This window comes from Streptomyces sp. NPDC055013 (genome assembly GCF_053608645.1).
Genome location: NZ_JBSGVW010000002.1, coordinates 1 through 16,618, shown reverse-complemented (window position 1 = coordinate 16,618; position 16,618 = coordinate 1). Strand labels below are relative to the sequence as shown.

General features: G+C 70.7%; 15 protein-coding genes. 7 read left to right on the top strand and 8 right to left on the bottom strand.

Annotated elements, in window-relative coordinates:
* Positions 1–25: 25 nt before the first annotated feature.
* From ACWGDB_RS02785 to ACWGDB_RS02775, 3 genes are all read right to left on the bottom strand, one after another.
* Positions 26–1,045 (bottom strand): ABC transporter permease, encoded by a 1,020-nt coding sequence (locus ACWGDB_RS02785; RefSeq protein ID WP_453820768.1) that lies wholly within the window; start codon positions 1,043–1,045, stop codon positions 26–28.
* Positions 1,042–2,565, bottom strand: a complete 1,524-nt coding sequence (locus tag ACWGDB_RS02780; protein ID WP_453820767.1) for a sugar ABC transporter ATP-binding protein — start codon at positions 2,563–2,565, stop codon at positions 1,042–1,044. Before ACWGDB_RS02780 ends, ACWGDB_RS02785 begins: the two co-directional genes overlap by 4 nt.
* Before the next feature lie 121 nt (positions 2,566–2,686).
* Complete coding sequence (locus ACWGDB_RS02775) at positions 2,687–3,868, bottom strand: ROK family transcriptional regulator (RefSeq protein ID WP_383601231.1); 1,182 nt, start codon at positions 3,866–3,868, stop codon at positions 2,687–2,689.
* A 277-nt stretch (positions 3,869–4,145) separates the two neighbouring features.
* Between ACWGDB_RS02775 and ACWGDB_RS02770 the strand changes: the two genes are divergently transcribed.
* Complete coding sequence (locus tag ACWGDB_RS02770; RefSeq protein ID WP_453820766.1) at positions 4,146–4,730, top strand: DUF4231 domain-containing protein; 585 nt, start codon at positions 4,146–4,148, stop codon at positions 4,728–4,730.
* 15 nt (positions 4,731–4,745) lie between these two features.
* Here the strand turns inward: ACWGDB_RS02770 and ACWGDB_RS02765 are convergent, their stop codons facing one another.
* From ACWGDB_RS02765 to ACWGDB_RS02750, 4 genes are all read right to left on the bottom strand, one after another.
* Positions 4,746–5,423 (bottom strand): GntR family transcriptional regulator, encoded by a 678-nt coding sequence (locus ACWGDB_RS02765; protein ID WP_453820765.1) that lies wholly within the window; start codon positions 5,421–5,423, stop codon positions 4,746–4,748.
* 139 nt (positions 5,424–5,562) lie between these two features.
* Positions 5,563–6,501, bottom strand: a complete 939-nt coding sequence (locus ACWGDB_RS02760; RefSeq protein WP_453820764.1) for a beta-ketoacyl-ACP synthase III — start codon at positions 6,499–6,501, stop codon at positions 5,563–5,565.
* A gap of 148 nt (positions 6,502–6,649) precedes the next feature.
* Positions 6,650–6,778, bottom strand: a complete 129-nt coding sequence (locus ACWGDB_RS02755; protein ID WP_403449250.1) for an MFS transporter small subunit — start codon at positions 6,776–6,778, stop codon at positions 6,650–6,652.
* Positions 6,753–8,096, bottom strand: coding sequence for an OFA family MFS transporter (locus ACWGDB_RS02750; RefSeq protein ID WP_453820763.1), 1,344 nt, complete (start codon positions 8,094–8,096; stop codon positions 6,753–6,755). Before ACWGDB_RS02750 ends, ACWGDB_RS02755 begins: the two co-directional genes overlap by 26 nt.
* 270 nt (positions 8,097–8,366) lie before the next feature.
* Here ACWGDB_RS02750 and ACWGDB_RS02745 point away from each other — a divergent pair, with 270 nt between their 5' ends.
* The 5 genes from ACWGDB_RS02745 to fdhD are packed head-to-tail and all read left to right on the top strand — an operon-like array spanning position 8,367 to position 14,817.
* Positions 8,367–9,338, top strand: a complete 972-nt coding sequence (locus ACWGDB_RS02745; protein WP_453820762.1) for a 2-dehydropantoate 2-reductase — start codon at positions 8,367–8,369, stop codon at positions 9,336–9,338.
* A 10-nt stretch (positions 9,339–9,348) separates the two neighbouring features.
* The gene (locus ACWGDB_RS02740; protein ID WP_453820761.1) at positions 9,349–11,274 is read left to right on the top strand and encodes a molybdopterin oxidoreductase family protein; all 1,926 of its coding nucleotides are present in this window, start codon (positions 9,349–9,351) and stop codon (positions 11,272–11,274) included.
* Positions 11,275–11,279: 5 nt separating this feature from the next.
* Entirely contained in the window at positions 11,280–13,103 is a 1,824-nt protein-coding gene (locus ACWGDB_RS02735; RefSeq protein WP_453821065.1) for an NAD(P)H-dependent oxidoreductase subunit E, read from the top strand.
* Positions 13,100–13,960: a 2Fe-2S iron-sulfur cluster-binding protein gene (locus tag ACWGDB_RS02730; protein WP_453820760.1), complete on the top strand. Its 861-nt coding sequence runs from the start codon at positions 13,100–13,102 to the stop codon at positions 13,958–13,960. The genes ACWGDB_RS02735 and ACWGDB_RS02730 overlap by 4 nt, the downstream gene beginning before the upstream one ends.
* Before the next feature lie 8 nt (positions 13,961–13,968).
* Entirely contained in the window at positions 13,969–14,817 is an 849-nt protein-coding gene (fdhD, locus tag ACWGDB_RS02725) for a formate dehydrogenase accessory sulfurtransferase FdhD (RefSeq protein WP_453820759.1), read from the top strand.
* Positions 14,818–14,914: 97 nt separating this feature from the next.
* Here fdhD and ACWGDB_RS02720 read toward each other — a convergent pair whose 3' ends face one another.
* Entirely contained in the window at positions 14,915–15,352 is a 438-nt protein-coding gene (locus ACWGDB_RS02720; RefSeq protein WP_453820758.1) for a MarR family winged helix-turn-helix transcriptional regulator, read from the bottom strand.
* A gap of 100 nt (positions 15,353–15,452) precedes the next feature.
* Here ACWGDB_RS02720 and ACWGDB_RS02715 point away from each other — a divergent pair, with 100 nt between their 5' ends.
* Positions 15,453–16,370, top strand: a complete 918-nt coding sequence (locus ACWGDB_RS02715) for a quinone oxidoreductase family protein (protein ID WP_453821064.1) — start codon at positions 15,453–15,455, stop codon at positions 16,368–16,370.
* The last annotated feature ends 248 nt before the right edge of the window (positions 16,371–16,618 follow it).

Here is a 16,618-nt window from a genome sequence, read left to right as displayed (position 1 = left end):
GTGCGAAGCGGAAGCGGGACGACCCTCAGGTCGTGCTTGCGGTACGGCGCTGGACCAGCACGGCGGCGACGATGATCGCGCCCTTGGCGATCTGCTGGACGTCGCTCTGCAGGTTGTTAAGGGCGAAGATGTTGGTGATCGTGGTGAAGATCAGGACGCCGAGGACGGAGCCGACGATGGTGCCGCGGCCTCCGGTGAGCAGGGTGCCGCCGATGATCGCGGCGGCGATGGCGTCGAGTTCGTAGAGGTTGCCGTTGGTGTTCTGACCGGAGCCGGACAGGATGATCAGCAGGAAGGCGGCGATGCCGCAGCACAGTCCGGACAGCAGGTAGAGGTAGAGCCGCTGGCGGCGGACGTCGATGCCGGCGAGCCGGGCCGCCTCCGCGTTGCCGCCGACGGCGACCGTGCGCCGCCCGAAGGTCGTGCGGTTCAGTACCAGCCAGCCGATGACCGTCACGACCGCGAACACCATGACCAGGGGCGGGATGCCGAGGACGTAGGCGTCGCGCTCGCCGAGGTCGAGTACCGAGGGAATGGTGACGATCTGCGTCTTGCCGTCGGTGATCTGGAGGGCCAGTCCGCGCGCGGAGGCCAGCATGGCGAGGGTGGCGATGAACGGGACCATCGCGCCGTACGCGATCAGCATCCCGTTGACGAGCCCGCACCCCACGCCGACGATCACCGCCGTGAACAGGATGCCGGCGAAGCCGTACTCCTGGGTCGCGACGGTCGTCGCCCACACCGAGGCGAGCGCGACGATCGCGCCGACGGACAGGTCGATGCCGCCGGAGACGATGACGAAGGTCATGCCGACGGTGACGACGCCGATCACGGAGGCCTGGGTGAGGACGAGTTGGAGGTTGCGGGTGTCCAGGAACTCGTCCGGTTTGGTGATGCCGCCGATGATGATCAGTGCGGCGAGAACGCCGAGCAGGGAGAGCGTGCGCACGTCGGCGTGGGCCATCAGGCCCCGCCAGGCGGGCGGTGCTCCGGCCGACTGCACCTTGCCGGTGCTGTCCCGGGGCGGGGAGGCGTGCTGCGTCATGACGCCGGGCTTCCTTCCATGACGAGGTCGAGTACGCGGTGTTCGTCGAGTTCGCGCGCGGGAGCGGTGTGTACGACACGGCCCTCGCGCAGCACCAGGACGCGATCGGCGAGGCCCAGCACTTCGGGCACTTCACTGGAGACCAGGAGCACGGCGAGGCCTTCGTCGGCCAATCGCCGGACCACGGCGTACAGCTCGGCGCGGGCGCCGACGTCGACGCCGCGGGTGGGTTCGTCGAGCAGCAGGACGCGGCAGCCGCGCAGCAGCCAGCGGGCCAGGACGGCCTTCTGCTGGTTGCCGCCGGAGAGGGTGCGCACGGGCACCGAGGGGTTGTCGGGCCGCAGCGACAGTTCGCGGGTGGCGGCCCGTGCCGCTCCCAGTTCGGCGGCCCGGTCGATCCAGCCGCCGCGCGAGAAGCGGGACATGGACGAGACCGACACGTTGCGGGTGACGGACTCCAGCATCAGCAGCGCCTGCGCCTTGCGTTCCTCGGGGGCGAGCCCGAGCCCGGCACGCACGGCGGCCCGCACGCTGCCCGACCTCAACGCCTTCCCGTCCACGAGGACTTGACCGGCGGTGGGCTTCCTGGCCCCGTAGATCGTCTCCAGGATCTCCGAGCGCCCCGAGCCCACCAGCCCGGCGAGCCCGACGATCTCCCCGGGCCGCACGGTCAGGTCGAGCGGCTCGAACTCGCCGTCCCTGGCGAGTCCGCGCACCTCCAGCAGCGGCTTCCCGGCCGCGGCCGCGGCCTGCGCCGGCCGCTCGGGGAAGACGTACTCGACGTTGCGCCCCGTCATCATGGCCACGACCTCGCGCGTCGGCGTGGTCTTCGCGGGGAGCCCGCCCGCGACCGCCCGCCCGTCCTTCAGCACGGTCACCCGGTCGCCGATCCGGCGGATCTCCTCCAACCGGTGCGAGATGTAGACGACGGCGACTCCGGCGGCGGTGAGGTCGCCGACGATGCGGAAGAGGTTGTCGACCTCGTCCGGATCCAGGGCCGCGGACGGCTCGTCCATCACGATCAGCCGTACGTCGTGGGAGAGCGCCCGTGCCATCGAGACGATCTGCTGCTGGGCCGCCGACAACTCCCCGACCAGGCGGGCGGGGTCGATCTCGGGATGCCCGAGTCGCTTGAGCAACTGGGCTGTCGACGTCCGCGCGACCTTTCCGCGTACGACGAACCCGGCGGCCGTCGGTTCATGGCCGAGGTGGACGTTCTCGGCGACCGACAGGTGCTCCACCAGGTCGAGTTCCTGATAGATGGTGGCGATGCCGAGGCGCATGGCGGCGATCGGCGAGCGGAGGGTGACCTCCTCGCCGCGCCAGCGGATGGTGCCGGTGTCAGGCTGGTGGGCACCGGCCAGGACCTTGATGAGCGTGGACTTGCCCGCGCCGTTCTGACCGAGCAGGCAGTGCACTTCACCGGCCTGGACGTCGAGGTCGACGCCGTCGAGGGCCCGGACTCCGGGGAACGACTTGGTGATGCCGGACATGCTGAGCAGGGGTGGTTCTGATGCCATGAGGTCCCCTTGGCGGGCGTGCGGGCCGGTTCAGGGCAGGGCGGAGCTGGGCGCGGTGCTGTGCGGGGCAGAGCAGGGCGGTGCGAAGTGCTGTGCGGGTGAGCCGTACGACGTAGGTGGCTTACGCGGGTGAGAACAGGTGGTCGCTGATGAGCCGGGCCGCGCCGATGACTCCGGCGGTGGGGCCCAACTCCCCCAGGACGATCGGCAGGTTGCCGGTCGCCAGGGGCAACGACTGGCGGTAGACCTGGGTGCGGATCGCGGCGAGCAGGTTGTGGCCGAGGCCGGTCACCCCGCCGCCGATCACCACCAGGCCGGGGTTGAAGAAGCTGACGAGTCCGGCGATGACCTGGCCGACACGGTTGCCGCCCTCGCGGATCAGGTCGAGCGCGGCGGCGTCGCCCGCTGCGGCCGCGGCGGCGACGTCGACGGCGGTCAGCGTGCCGTTCGCCTCCAGCCGCGAGGCGAGTTCCTCCGACCGTCCCTGCTGGGCCGCCTCGACGGCGTCCCGGGCGAGGGCCGACCCGCTGAAGTGGGCCTCCAGACAGCCCCGGTTGCCGCAGGCGCAGGGGCGGCCGTCGGGCACGGCCTGGATGTGCCCGATGTCGCCCGCGCTGCCCGTGACGCCCCGATGGACATCGCCCCCCGCGACGATGCCGCAGCCGATGCCGGTGCCGATCTTGACGCAGAGGAAGTCACCCACGGAGCGTGCGACGCCCGCGTGCTGCTCCCCCATCGCCATGAGGTTCACGTCGTTGTCGACCATGACCGGGCAGCCGAGTTCCTGGCTGAGCGCCTCCCGCACGGGGAAGCCGTCCCAGCCCGGCATGATCGGCGGGGCCACCGGTACGCCCTCGGGAAAGCGGACCGGTCCGGGGACACCGATGCCGGCGCCGTCGTACCCTTCCGCGAGCCCGGAGGCCCTCAACTTCGCCGCCATGGACAGGACTTGCTCGAAGACCGCGACCGGGCCCTCGCGGACGTCCATGGGCTGGTTGACATGGCCGAGGATCTCCAGCTCGGCGTTGGTGACGGCGACGTCGACCGAGGTCGCGCCGATGTCGACGCCGAGGAAACGCAGCCCGGGATTGAGCCGGACGTTGTGGGAGCGGCGGCCACCGCGCGAGGCGGCGAGTCCGTCGGCCACGACCAGTCCGGTCTCCAGCAGACGGTCCACCTCCACGGCCAGCTTGGACCGCGAGAGATCGATCTGATCGCCCAGCTGGGCCCGGGAGTTGGGCCCGCCGTCGCGCAGCAGTCTGAGCAGCTTGGCCTGATGGGCGTTCGCGGGTCGCGCCGTCATACGTCTCACGAGCCCCTCCCCGCCTCATTCGGCCTGTGCGCCGGGTTTCGGCCACGTCCGCGGCCTGCTTTCGAGGGGAACGTAGCAGTGGGCGCCGGGACTGGGAAGAAGTTGCGCAGAGATTGCCGTCAACTTTCTCCACTCACAGGACAAAGACGAGATCGGTATGTCCCCAGTCGCCGATCGTCCCTGTGTGTCGAGAGTGCGCAAGTGCCCCGCGAACGGGGCCGGTTGGCTACCCTGTCCCTCCAGCAGCAGTGCTTTGGGGGGAGCGCGGATGACTCAGGGATCCTCGTCCGACGAACCGGCATCGACGCAGGCCGCGGACAGCGCCGACGGCACGCCGTCACCGTCTGTTCCCGCCACGCCGCCCCTGCCCGTCCCCGCCACTCCCCCGAGGTCCGGACGTTCGTCGTCCGACACCGGGCCCGGCTATGCGATGCGCGTGGCGAACGGGTCGTACGACTGGTACCACGGCGCCGCCATCAGGGCCCGCCGCAACTTCCGGCTCACCGAGACCCTGCTGCTGCTCGTCTCCGCCTCGATCCCGGTGTCGGCGGTCATCTCGCCCGGGACCGCCGAGGTGCCCGCGATCCTGGGCGGCGTCGTCGTGGTGATCACCGGCCTGCGGTCCGTCTTCCACTGGCAGGACGACTACCTGCGCTTCAGCGAGGCCCGCGAAGCGGTCGAGGCGGAACGCCGCCTCTACTACACCGGCGCCGAGCCGTACGCCGACCCGGGGACCCGGGACCGCATGCTCGCCACCAACGTCACCCGCATCGAGCAGCGGGAGATGGGCACGTGGATACAGCTCGCGAGTCCGCCGCGCACGGATGCCACGGGGAACAACCTGCAGTGCTGAACTGCGCGGCTGCGGTCAGGACTTGGGCCGGTCGTGATACGACCGTCGCGTGTGCTCGGTGTGCTCCCGCATCAGCCGCGTGGCGCCCTGCTCGTCCCGGTCGGTGATCGCGGCGATCATGCCGCGGTGCTCGATCCAGGACTGCTGTCCGCGCTGGCGGGCGACCGGCGTGTAGTACCAGCGCACCCGCCGGTCGACCTGGGCCGCCAGCTCGGCGAGGACCGCGTTGCCCGCGAGCTCCATGATCTTCGCGTGGAAGCGGGCGTTGAGAGCGACGGCGGCGTCCACGTCATCGGCGGCGACTGCCTTTTCGCCCTCCGCGCACAGCTGCTCCAGGGCCGCGATGCCGGCGCTGTCGGCGTGGGCGGCGGCGAGGCGGGCCGCCTCGGCCTCCAGCAGGGTGCGGACGGTGAGGAGCTGGTCGGCCTCCTCCTCCGTGGGCTCGTGCACGAACGCGCCCTGCGCGGGCCGTAGATCGACCCAGCCCTCGGTGTTCAGCCGCTGCAGCGCCTCGCGCACCGGCTGTCGCGACACACCGAGATGACCTGCCAGTTCGCTCTCGACCAGATGCTGGCCGGGCTGGAGGGCGCGGGTCGTGATGAGTTCGAGCAGCGCCTCGTAGACGCGGTCGCGCAGTGGGCCGGGCCGTTCGAGCTTGGGCACCGCGCCCTGCGGCAGTCCTGTCGACAACATCGGTCCCCTCCTGGGCGCACACCGGGCGACTGCGTCGCGTAGCCGACCGTCACGGAAAGCCAGTATCAATTGTCTTTCGTCTACAGTCTACGGCGCACAAAGGCCAGGGAACCGGGGAGTTGGCCACATCACACCCGCATCAGGGGCAGCGCACGACCTGCCCCGCGTACGACAGGTTGCCGCCGAAGCCGAAGAGCAGCACCGGATCCCCGGACGAGATCCGCCCCTGTTCCACGAGCTTGGACAGCGCCAGCGGAATACTCGCCGCCGAGGTGTTGCCGGACTCGGACACATCCCGCGCGACCACGGCGTTGACCGCGCCGATCTTCTCGGCGAGGGGCTCGATGATGCGCAGGTTGGCCTGGTGCAGGACGACCCCGGCGAGGTCCGCGGGTGCGAGACCCGCCCGCTCACAGGCCCGGCGGGCGATGGCCGGCAACTGCGTCGTCGCCCAGCGGTAGACGCTCTGCCCCTCCTGCGCGAACCGCGCGGGCTGCCCCTCGATGCGCACCGCGTGCCCCATCTCGGGCACCGAACCCCACAGCACCGGCCCGATGCCGGCCTCGGCGGACGCCTCCACGACGGCCGCGCCGGCCCCGTCGCCGACCAGAACACAGGTCGTACGGTCGCTCCAGTCGGTCACGTCGGACATCTTGTCGGCGCCGATCACCAGCGCGCGGGCCGCGGCGCCCGCCCGTACGGCGTGGTCGGCGGTGGCCAGGGCGTGGGTGAACCCGGCGCAGACGACGTTGATGTCCATCGCGGCGGGCGACGGGATGCCGATGCGGGCCGCGACGCGGGCGGCCATGTTCGGGGAGCGGTCGATGGCGGTGGAGGTGGCGACCAGGACCAGGTCGATGTCGCCGGGCGCGAGGCCCGCCGCCGCGAGCGCCTTGGCGGCTGCGTGCGCGGCCAGCTCGTCGACGGGTTCGTCGGGCCCGGCGATGTGGCGCGTACGGATGCCCACCCGGGAGGTGATCCACTCGTCACTGGTGTCGACCATGCCCGCCAGTTCCTCGTTGGTGAGCACCCTGGCGGGCTGATAGTGGCCGACTGCGGCGATGCGCGAGCCGTTCATCGATGGTGGTCCCCTCGAACATCGGTAGCGGGATTCACCAGTCTGATCAGTGACTCGCGGGTACGGCTGCAAGTGATGCCACAGGAATCGGGCGCCCGTGTTGTCGGCTTCCATCAGACAATCGGACGCCGGAACACTTCTCGAACGCCTACCCGGTGAACAGCTGCGTCGCCTTCTGTACCAGTTCGTAGAGCCCGTACGCGAGCGGTACCCCGACCCACGCCCAGGCGAAGGCGATCAGGCCCCGCCGGCTAGGCGGACTGCTGTCGCTGGACATCTGCGGCCTCCTTCGACGCCGGGGCGGAGGTGGGGGACGGGACGTGGTGGCGGGGGTGGACGGGGCGGACGAGCTCGTTGGCGACGAAGCCGACGGCGAGCAGTCCGATCATGATGAACAGGGACATCGTGTACAGGGACGAGCCGCCCTTGCCCGCCTCCTCCTGCCGGTCGGCGATCCAGTTCACGATCAGCGGTCCGAGGACGCCGGCCGTGGACCAGGCGGTGAGCAGCCGCCCGTGGATGGCGCCCACCTGGTAGGTGCCGAAGAGGTCCTTCAGATAGGCGGGGATCGTCGCGAAGCCGCCGCCGTAGAAGGAGAGGATCACCAGCGCGCACAGGATGAACAGCGGCTTCGACGAGTCGCCGGCCAGCGCGATCAGCCCGTACATCAGCGCGCCCACGCCCAGGTAGAGGCGGTAGATGTTCTTGCGTCCGATCAGGTCGGAGGTCGACGACCAGCCGATCCGGCCCGCCATGTTGGCGGCGGACAGCAGGGCGACGAAGCCGGCGGCGGCCGACACCGAGACCGGTGTGGAGGTGTTCGCGAAGAAGTCCGTGATCATCGGGGCGGCCTTCTCCAGGATGCCGATGCCCGCGGTCACGTTCATGCAGAGCACGACCCACAGACACCAGAACTGCGGAGTGCGCACCGCGTTGCGGGCGGACACCTGCGGTCCGTCGAAGACGCCGGGCCCGTCCCCGACCGGCTTCTCGGTGCGCGGCACCCTGACCAGAAGCACGCCCAGCAGCATGAACACGGAGTACGACAGCCCGTGCACCAGGAACGCCATCGCGATCCCGGAGCTGTCGCTGCCGAACGACTCCAGCATCTGCGCCGACCACGGCGAGGCGATGAGTGCGCCGCCGCCGAAGCCCATGATGGCGATGCCGGTGGCCATGCCGGGCCGGTCCGGGAACCACTTGATCAGCGTCGAGACCGGGGAGATGTAGCCGATGCCGAGGCCGATCCCGCCGACGAAGCCGTAGCCGAGAACGATCAGCCAGTACTGCTCGGTTGCCGCGCCCAGCGCGGAGAGCAGGAAGCCGGACGAGAAGCAGATCAGGGCAACGGTCATCGCCCAGCGCGGCCCGTTGCGCTCCACCAGCGTGCCGCCGAACGCAGCCGACAAACCGAGCATGACGATGCCGAGCTGGAACGGCAGCGCGCTCTGCGTGCCGCTGAGGCCCAGGGCGGATTCGAGCGGCGGCTTGAACACGCTCCAGGCGTAGGCCTGGCCGATGGACAGATGGACCGACAGAGCGGCGGGCGGAACCAGCCAGCGGCTCCATCCCGGGGGTGCGACCGGTGGACTCATGATCCCGAACGGTAGGGAGCAAGAGGGAAGTTGAGAAGTCGGCACGTCGACCGTATGCGGTGAGCGGTATGCAGCACGCGACGAACGGTCGAACACCGTCCGGGAAGTCACGGGACGGCACGGGAACGGGCGGGTGCGTGCGCGAACCCTTGCTGACCCCCTATCCATACTGTAGACAATATTCCGTCGACAGGATTCGACAGTTCCCCGCTGTCGGACCTTTCCCAGCCACCTCCGCGGTACTCCCTCGACCGAACGGAGCGTTCCGAAGTGAAAGTTGCAGTCCTCGGCGCCGGTGCCATCGGCGCCTACGTCGGAGCCGCACTCCATCGCGCGGGCGCCGACGTGCACCTCATCGCCCGTGGACCGCATTTGGCGGCCATGAGGCAGCACGGAGTGCGGGTGCTCAGTCAGCGCGGCGACTTCACCGCCCGCGCACACGCGACCGACGACCCGGCCGAAGTCGGTCCGGTCGACTACGTCTTCCTGGGCCTGAAGGCCAACTCGTACGCGGCGTGCGGACCGCTCATCGAGCCCCTTCTGCACGACACCACGGCGGTCGTGGCCGCCCAGAACGGCATCCCCTGGTGGTACTTCCACCGCCACGGCGGCCCCTACGAGGGCCACCGCATCGAAAGTGTGGACCCGGACGGCGCGGTCAGTGCGGTGCTCGCGCCCGAACGGGCCATCGGCTGTGTCGTGTACGCCGCGACCGAGCTCGAAGGGCCCGGTGTCGTACGGCACTTGGAAGGCACGAGGTTCTCCGTCGGCGAGCCCGACCGCAGCGTGTCCAAGCGCTGTCTGGACCTCGGCGAGGCCATGATCGCCGGTGGCCTGAAGTGCCCGGTCGAGCCGGACCTGCGCAACGACATCTGGCTCAAACTGCTCGGCAACATCTCCTTCAACCCGATCAGCGCGCTGGCCCGCGCCACCATGCGGCAGATGTGCCTGCACGGCGGCACCCGCAAGGTCATCGAGATCATGATGACCGAGACGCTCTCGGTCGCCGAGGCCCTCGGCTGCGAGGTCGGCGTCTCCATCGAGCGCCGCCTCGCGGGCGCCGAGCGGGTCGGCGACCACCGCACCTCCACGCTCCAGGACCTGGAGCGCGGCAAGCCGCTCGAACTCGACGTACTCCTCGCGGCGGTCGTCGAGTTGGCGGAGATCACCGGCGTGGAGGTGCCCACCCTGCGCACCGTGCACGCCATCTCGGACCTGCTCGCGCTGAGGAGCGCCGCATGAGGAGCGCCGTATGAGCAAACGCGACCGTACTCCGAAGACGTACACCCGGCTGACGCACCCGCTCGTCCGGGACTCCCGCGACCAGCCGTTCCGGCAGGCGAGCTGGGAGGAGGCGCTGGACCGCGCGGCCCGCGGCCTCGCGGCGGCCCGCGGCGCGTTCGGCATGTTCTCCTGCGCCCGGGCCACCAACGAGATGAACTACGTCGCGCAGAAGTTCGCCCGTGTCGTGATGGGCACCAACAACGTCGACTCCTGCAACCGCACCTGTCACGCGCCCAGCGTGGCCGGCCTGTCGGCGGCCTTCGGCTCGGGCGGGGGCACCTCCTCGTACGAGGAGATCGAGCACACCGACGTCATCGTGATGTGGGGCTCCAACGCCCGCTTCGCGCACCCGATCTTCTTCCAGCACGCGCTGAAGGGGATCAGGAACGGCGCCCGCATGTACGCCGTCGACCCGCGCCGCACCTCCACCGCCGAGTGGGCGGAGAGCTGGCTCGGGCTGAACGTCGGCACCGACATCCCGATGGCGCACGCGATCGGCCGCGAGATCATCCACGCCGGACTGGCCAACGAGGCCTTCGTCGAGCGGGCGACCAGCGGCTTCGAGGAGTACAAGGCGCTCGTCGAGCCGTGGACGCTGTCCCTCGCCGAGAAGGTGACGGGCGTACCGGCCGCCGCCATCCGCGAGCTGGCCCACGCCTACGCCCGCGCCGAGCGCGCGCAGCTGTGCTGGACCCTCGGCATCACCGAGCACCACAACGGCACCGACAACGTACGCGCGCTGATCAACCTGTCCCTGCTGACGGGCCACGTGGGACGGTACGGCTCGGGCCTGCAGCCCCTGCGCGGCCAGAACAACGTGCAGGGCGGCGGCGACATGGGCGCCATCCCCAACCGCCTCCCCGGCTTCCAGGACATCCTGGACTCCGACTCCCGGCTGAAGTTCGAGTCGGCGTGGGACACCGTCATCCAGCCCCACTACGGCCTCAACCTCACCGAGATGTTCGAGGCGATGGAGGAGGGCACGCTCAAGGCCGTCTACTGCATCGGCGAGAACCCGGCGCAGTCGGAGGCGGACAGCGAGCAGGCCGTACGGCGGATGCGGCAGCTGGACTTCCTCGTCGTGCAGGACATCTTCCTGACGAAGACGGCCGAGCTGGCGGACGTCATCCTCCCGGCCACCGCCGGCTGGGCCGAGACCGAGGGCACCACCACCAACAGCGAGCGGCGGGTCCAGCGCGTCCGGCGGGCGGTCACCCCGCCCGGCGAGGCGCGCGAGGACATCGACATCATCTGCGAACTGGCGGCCAGGCTCGGCCACGAGTGGAAGTACGCCGACGCCGAGGCCGTCTGGAACGAGCTCAGGTCGGTGTCGCCGGACCACTACGGGATGACGTACGAGCGCCTGGCGGAGCACCAGGGCATCCAGTGGCCGTGCCCGAGCACGGAACAGCTGGAACCGACCTATCTGCACGGCCGGTTGTGGGAGTCCGACCCGGGCCGGCGCGGGATGCCCGCACCGTTCGGGATAGTCCAGCACGATCCGCCGGTCGACCTCACCGACGAGGAGTTCCCGATCCGGCTCACCACCGGGCGGCGGCTCGACTCGTACAACACCGGTGTCCAGAGCGGGAGTTTCGCCTCCCCGCTGCGGCGCGGCGAGTTCGTGGAGCTGTGCCCGGAGGACGCCGAGCGGTACGGGGTCGTCGTCGGCGAGGAGGTCCGGGTGAGCTCACGGCGTGGTTCGGTCGTCGCGCCGGTGTGGGTCGACACCGCGCTGCGGCCCGGGCTCGCCTTCATGACCATGCACTTTCCCGACGAGGTGGACACCAACCAGCTGACCATCGAGGCGAACTGCCCGATCGCGGGGACGGCGGAGTTCAAGGCGTCGGCGATCCGGATCGAGAAACTCCCCGTCGCGACCATCGTGAGGTGACACAAGTGGACCTGCACTTCGGCGACAGCAAACCGACGGACGACGAACGGGCCGCCGTCGACGCCCTGTTGGGCCCGCCGGAGTCCTCCTGGGAGGGCGCCGACCGCTCCGACGCGGACCTGAGGTGGGCACGGGGCGGCCGGGAGGCCCGGGACCGTCGCGACCTGCTGTTGCCGGGGCTGCACGCGATCAACGACCGGGTCGGCTGGATCAGCGACGGCGCCCTCGACTACCTGTGCCGGCGGCTGACCGTGCCCCCGGCGGAGGCGTACGGGGTGGCCACCTTCTACGCCATGTTCTCGGTCAAGCCGCGCCCCGCCACCGTGCTCCACGTCTGCACGGACCTCGCGTGCGCGGCCGCCGGAGCGAGCGAGCTGTGCGCCGGGATCGAGGCGCGGCTCGGCCTCGGCAGCGGGGTGAGCGTGCAGCGCAGTCCGTGTCTGGGCCTGTGCGAACGGGCTCCGGCGGCGCTCACGATCAAGGCCGGGGATCCGGTGCGTACGGCCGTCTCGGCGCCGGCGACCGTGCGCGACGCCGTCCTCGCCGCGAGCGCGCCGGACTCGGCGCCCGAGGAGCCGCCGGCGGCGCTTGCGGTTCCCCAGGCGGGCGGCGACGAGCTGATCCTGCTGCGCCGGGTCGGAGTCGTCGACCCGGCGTCGCTGGACGACTATCGCGCCCACGGCGGCTACACCGCCCTGCGCCGGGCCTTCGAGCTGGGCCCCGCCGGAGTCATCCGCGAGGTCACCGACTCCGGCCTGGTCGGGCGCGGCGGCGCCGCCTTCCCCACCGGCCGCAAATGGCAGGCCACGGCGTCGCAGCCCGACCATCCCCACTACGTCGTCTGCAACGCGGACGAATCCGAGCCGGGCACGTTCAAGGACCGCGTGATCATGGAGGGCGACCCGTACGCGCTGGTCGAGGCCATGACGATCGCGGCGTACGCCACCGGGGCGCACCAGGGATACCTGTACCTGCGCGGCGAGTACCCGCGCGCCCTGCACCGCCTGGAACACGCCCTTGCGCAGGCACGCGCGCGCGGACTGCTCGGGGACGACGTCCTCGGCCAGGGATACGCCTTCGACATCGAGATCCGCCGGGGGGCGGGGGCGTACATCTGCGGCGAGGAGACGGCTCTCTTCAACTCCATCGAGGGCTACCGCGGTGAGCCGCGCTCGAAGCCGCCGTTCCCGGTGGAGAAGGGCCTGTTCGGCAAGCCGACGGTCGAGAACAACGTGGAGACGCTGGTCAACGTCCTGCCGATCCTGACCATGGGCGCACCGGCGTACGCGGCGATCGGGACGGGGAAGTCCACCGGCCCGAAGCTGTTCTGCGTGTCGGGGAGCGTCGCGCGGCCGGGCATCTACGAGCTCCCGTTCGGCGCGACGCTCGGTGAGCTGCTGGAACTGGCCGGGGCGCGGGACGGGCTGCGGGCGGTGCTGCTGGGCGGGGCGGCGGGCGGCTTCGTACGGGCAGACGAGCTGGACATCCCGCTGACCTTCGAGGGCACGCGGGAGGCGGGCACGACGCTCGGTTCGGGTGTGGTCATGGCCTTCGACGACACGGTCCCGCTGCCCCGGTTGCTGCTGCGCATCGCCGAGTTCTTCCGCGACGAGTCGTGCGGGCAGTGCGTGCCGTGCCGGGTCGGGACCGTACGGCAGGAGGAGGCGCTGCACCGGATCGTGGAGCGCGCGGGTGCGGCGGCCGCCGATGACATCGCCCTGCTCAGGGAGGTCGGCCGCGCGATGCGGGACGCCTCGATCTGCGGTCTGGGGCAGACCGCGTGGAACGCCGTGGAATCCGCCATCGACCGTCTGGGGGCGTACGAATGACCGCGATACCGCTGGGGATCCCGCGCCGGCTGCTGGAGTTCACGATCGACGGGGAGCCGGTGCGCGCTCCCGAGGGTGCGACGATCCTCGACGCGTGCCGGGCCGCCGGAAAGGACGTGCCGACCCTCTGCCAGGGCGACACGCTCACGCCCAAGAACGCCTGCCGGGTGTGCGTCGTCGAGGTCGAGGGCTCCCGCACCCTGGTCCCGGCCTGCTCCCGCAGGGCCGAGCCCGGCATGGAGGTCCGCACCGACACGGAACGGGCCCGTCACAGCCGTAAGGTCGTCCTCGAACTCCTCGCGTCCTCGGTCGACTTGTCGACGACTCCACAAGTCGCTGAATGGATCAAGGAGTACGAGGCGAAACCGGACCGCTTCGGCCCGGACGCGGCCCGCCTCAACGAGGAACCCAGAGTCGACAACGATCTGTACGTGCGCGACTACGACAAGTGCATCCTCTGCTACAAGTGCGTGGACGCCTGCGGCGACCAGTGGCAGAACACCTTCGCGATCTCCGTCGCCGGCCGCGGCTTCGACGCCCGGATCGCGGTCGAGCACGACGCCCCGCTGACCGACTCGGCGTGCGTGTACTGCGGGAACTGCATCGAGGTGTGCCCGACGGGGGCCCTGTCCTTCAAGTCGGAGTTCGACATGCGGGCGGCCGGTACGTGGGACGAGTCGGCGCAGACGGAGACGACCACGGTGTGCGCGTACTGCGGAGTGGGCTGCAACCTCACGCTCCACGTGCAGGACAATGAAATCGTGAAGGTCACCTCACCGCACGACAACCCGGTGACCCACGGCAACCTCTGCATCAAGGGCCGCTTCGGCTACCAGCACGTACAGAACCGGGGCTGAGACACGACATGGGACGAGTCACGGAACGACGCAAGGTGATCCGCATCCGGGACGGGGCCGTCTCCACGCGCCCGGACACGCTCGTCGCCGAGGAACCGCTGGAGATCAGACTGAACGGCAAGCCGCTCGCGATCACCATGCGCACTCCGGGCGACGACTTCGCGCTGGCGGCGGGTTTCCTGGTCAGCGAGGGCGTCCTCGCCGAGCAGGACGATCTGCAGAACATCGTGTACTGCGCGGGCGCCACGGTGGACGGCTCCAACACGTACAACGTGGTGGACGTGAGGACCGCGCCGGGCGTGCAGGTCCCGGACATCACGCTCGAACGGAACGTCTACACGACCTCGTCCTGCGGCCTGTGCGGCAAGGCCAGCCTCGACGCGGTCCGCACGACGGCCCGCTGGCCGATAGCCGACACTCCCCGGGTCCGGGTCGAACCCGAACTGCTCGCGAGCCTCCCCGACCGGCTCCGCGCGGCCCAGCGGGTCTTCGACCGGACCGGGGGCCTGCACGCGGCGGCCCTGTTCTCGGAGGACGGCGCGCTGCTGGACATCCGGGAGGACGTGGGCCGGCACAACGCGGTCGACAAGCTGGTCGGGCGCGCCCTCCAGAACGGGGACCTGCCGCTGTCCCGGACGATCCTGCTGGTCTCCGGACGGGCCAGTTTCGAGCTGGCGCAGAAGGCCGTGATGGCGGGGATCCCGGTGCTCGCGGCGGTCTCGGCGCCCTCGTCGCTCGCGGTGGACCTGGCCGCGGAGACGGGGCTGACGCTGGTGGGCTTCCTGCGGGGCAGCTCCATGAACGTGTACGCGGGCGAACACCGGCTGGCCCTGCGGACCGCGGCCGCCCAGGCCTGACAGGCTCCCCGCGACACGGCGGCGGGGCCCCGACCGGCGGGGAGCGCCCCCTGCGCCGTACAGGGGCCCCGTCTCAGCCCGAAACTCGCGCACGCGGTCAGCCCCGGGTGCCGGAGATCCGGATCAGCAGGTCCATGAACCGGTCGCGTTCGGCACGTGACAGCGGGGCGAGAAGCGCGTCATTGGCCTCGTGGGCCGCCTTCTCACAGCGCTCCAGCAGACGCGCACCCGTGTCGGTGAGGGATACCGCGTTCTTGCGGCGGTCGTTCGGGTCCGGCTCGCGCAGGACGAGACCGGCGGATTGCAGGTCGTTGAGAATCCCGACCAGGTCCTTGGGGTCGAGCTGAACGCCGCGGCCGAGATCCGCCTGCGCCACGGGGGCGAGGTCGCGGACGGCCGAGAGCACCACGTGGTGCCACATCTTCATGCCCTCGGCCGCGAGCGCCTCGGCCACCAGGGAACGCCCCCGGGCCGCCGCTCGGCCGAGCAGCCAGCTGGGGAGGGAGCGGATCGCGGGAAGGGGTGCTTCGGACATGCCGGCACCCTATCGGGAATTCATTGGACTTCCCCATGACCGACGGCTAGCGTCAGCACCGCTCAAACCATTGGTGATCCCAATGAATCCTGGAGGTGCGGTGCGCCGCGTCCGCTACGAGTCCACCGGCGGCCCCCTGTTCCTGGAGGAGGCTCCCGTCCCGGAACCCGGCCCCGGCGAGCCGCTCGTCCACTGCGAGGCCGCCGGCGTCACGCTCCCCGTGGTCCGCAAGGTCACCGAGACGGCCGGCCCCGTCCCACTGGGCGGCGAGGTCGCGGGCGAGGTCGTGGCCCTGGGCTCCGGAGCCGGCCGCTTCCGCACCGGCGACCGCGTGACCGGCCTGTGCTTCGGACACGGATACGCCGACTACGCCGTCCTGCAGGAGGGCATGGCCTCCCCCATTCCCGGCACCGCCACCGCCGTAGACGCGGTCGCCCTCGTCCGCAGCGGCCTGGTGGCGCTCGGCGCACTGGAGGCCGCCCGGCCGCGGCGCGGGGAGGCGGCTCTGATCACCGCGGCGGCGAGCGGGGTCGGACACCTGGCCGTGCAGCTGGCGCGGGTGCGGGGCGCGGGACGGGTCGTGGGCGCCGTCTCCGATCCGGCCAAGGCGGACTTCGTGCGCTCCCTCGGCGCCGACGAGGTCGTCATCTACCGGGACGAGGACTGGGGGGACCCCGTCGACTACGTCCTCGACGCCGTCGGCGGCGACCTGCTGAGCCCCGCCCTCGCGGCGCTCACGCCGGGCGGGCGGCTCGTGGCCTACAGTTCGGGCGGCGGGACAATTCAGGCATACGACCTTCTTGCAGGCGCCAAGTCCGTCGTCGGATTCCAGATGGCACGCATCGCCCGAGGCGAGCCGGAGTTGTACGAGCGATGGCGGCGGGAGTTGTGGGAGCTGTTCGAGGGAGGCGCCGTCAAGCCTGCCGTGCACGGGGCGTTCACCCTGGAGGAGGCCCTCGAGGCCCATGTGGCGGTCGAGACGCGGGCCAACCGAGGGAAAGTAGTACTCCATACGTGAGTGACACGTGCACGGTTCTTGTGATGTGTGCGATAGCCCAACTAACGTCTGTGACGCGCACTTTGGACGTGGGATGTCCGAATGTTCGGATGCCTGGACGCATGACCAGACGATGAAGGGGCGGGCCGCACCATGCCTTCAAGAGTTCGCGCACGTCTCAGAGCTGCCCTCGTCGCGGCCGTCGCCACCCCCCCGCCCGCCGCCCCCGGAAAAACCGGCCCGGGCCAAACCCCCCCCCACAAACCCCC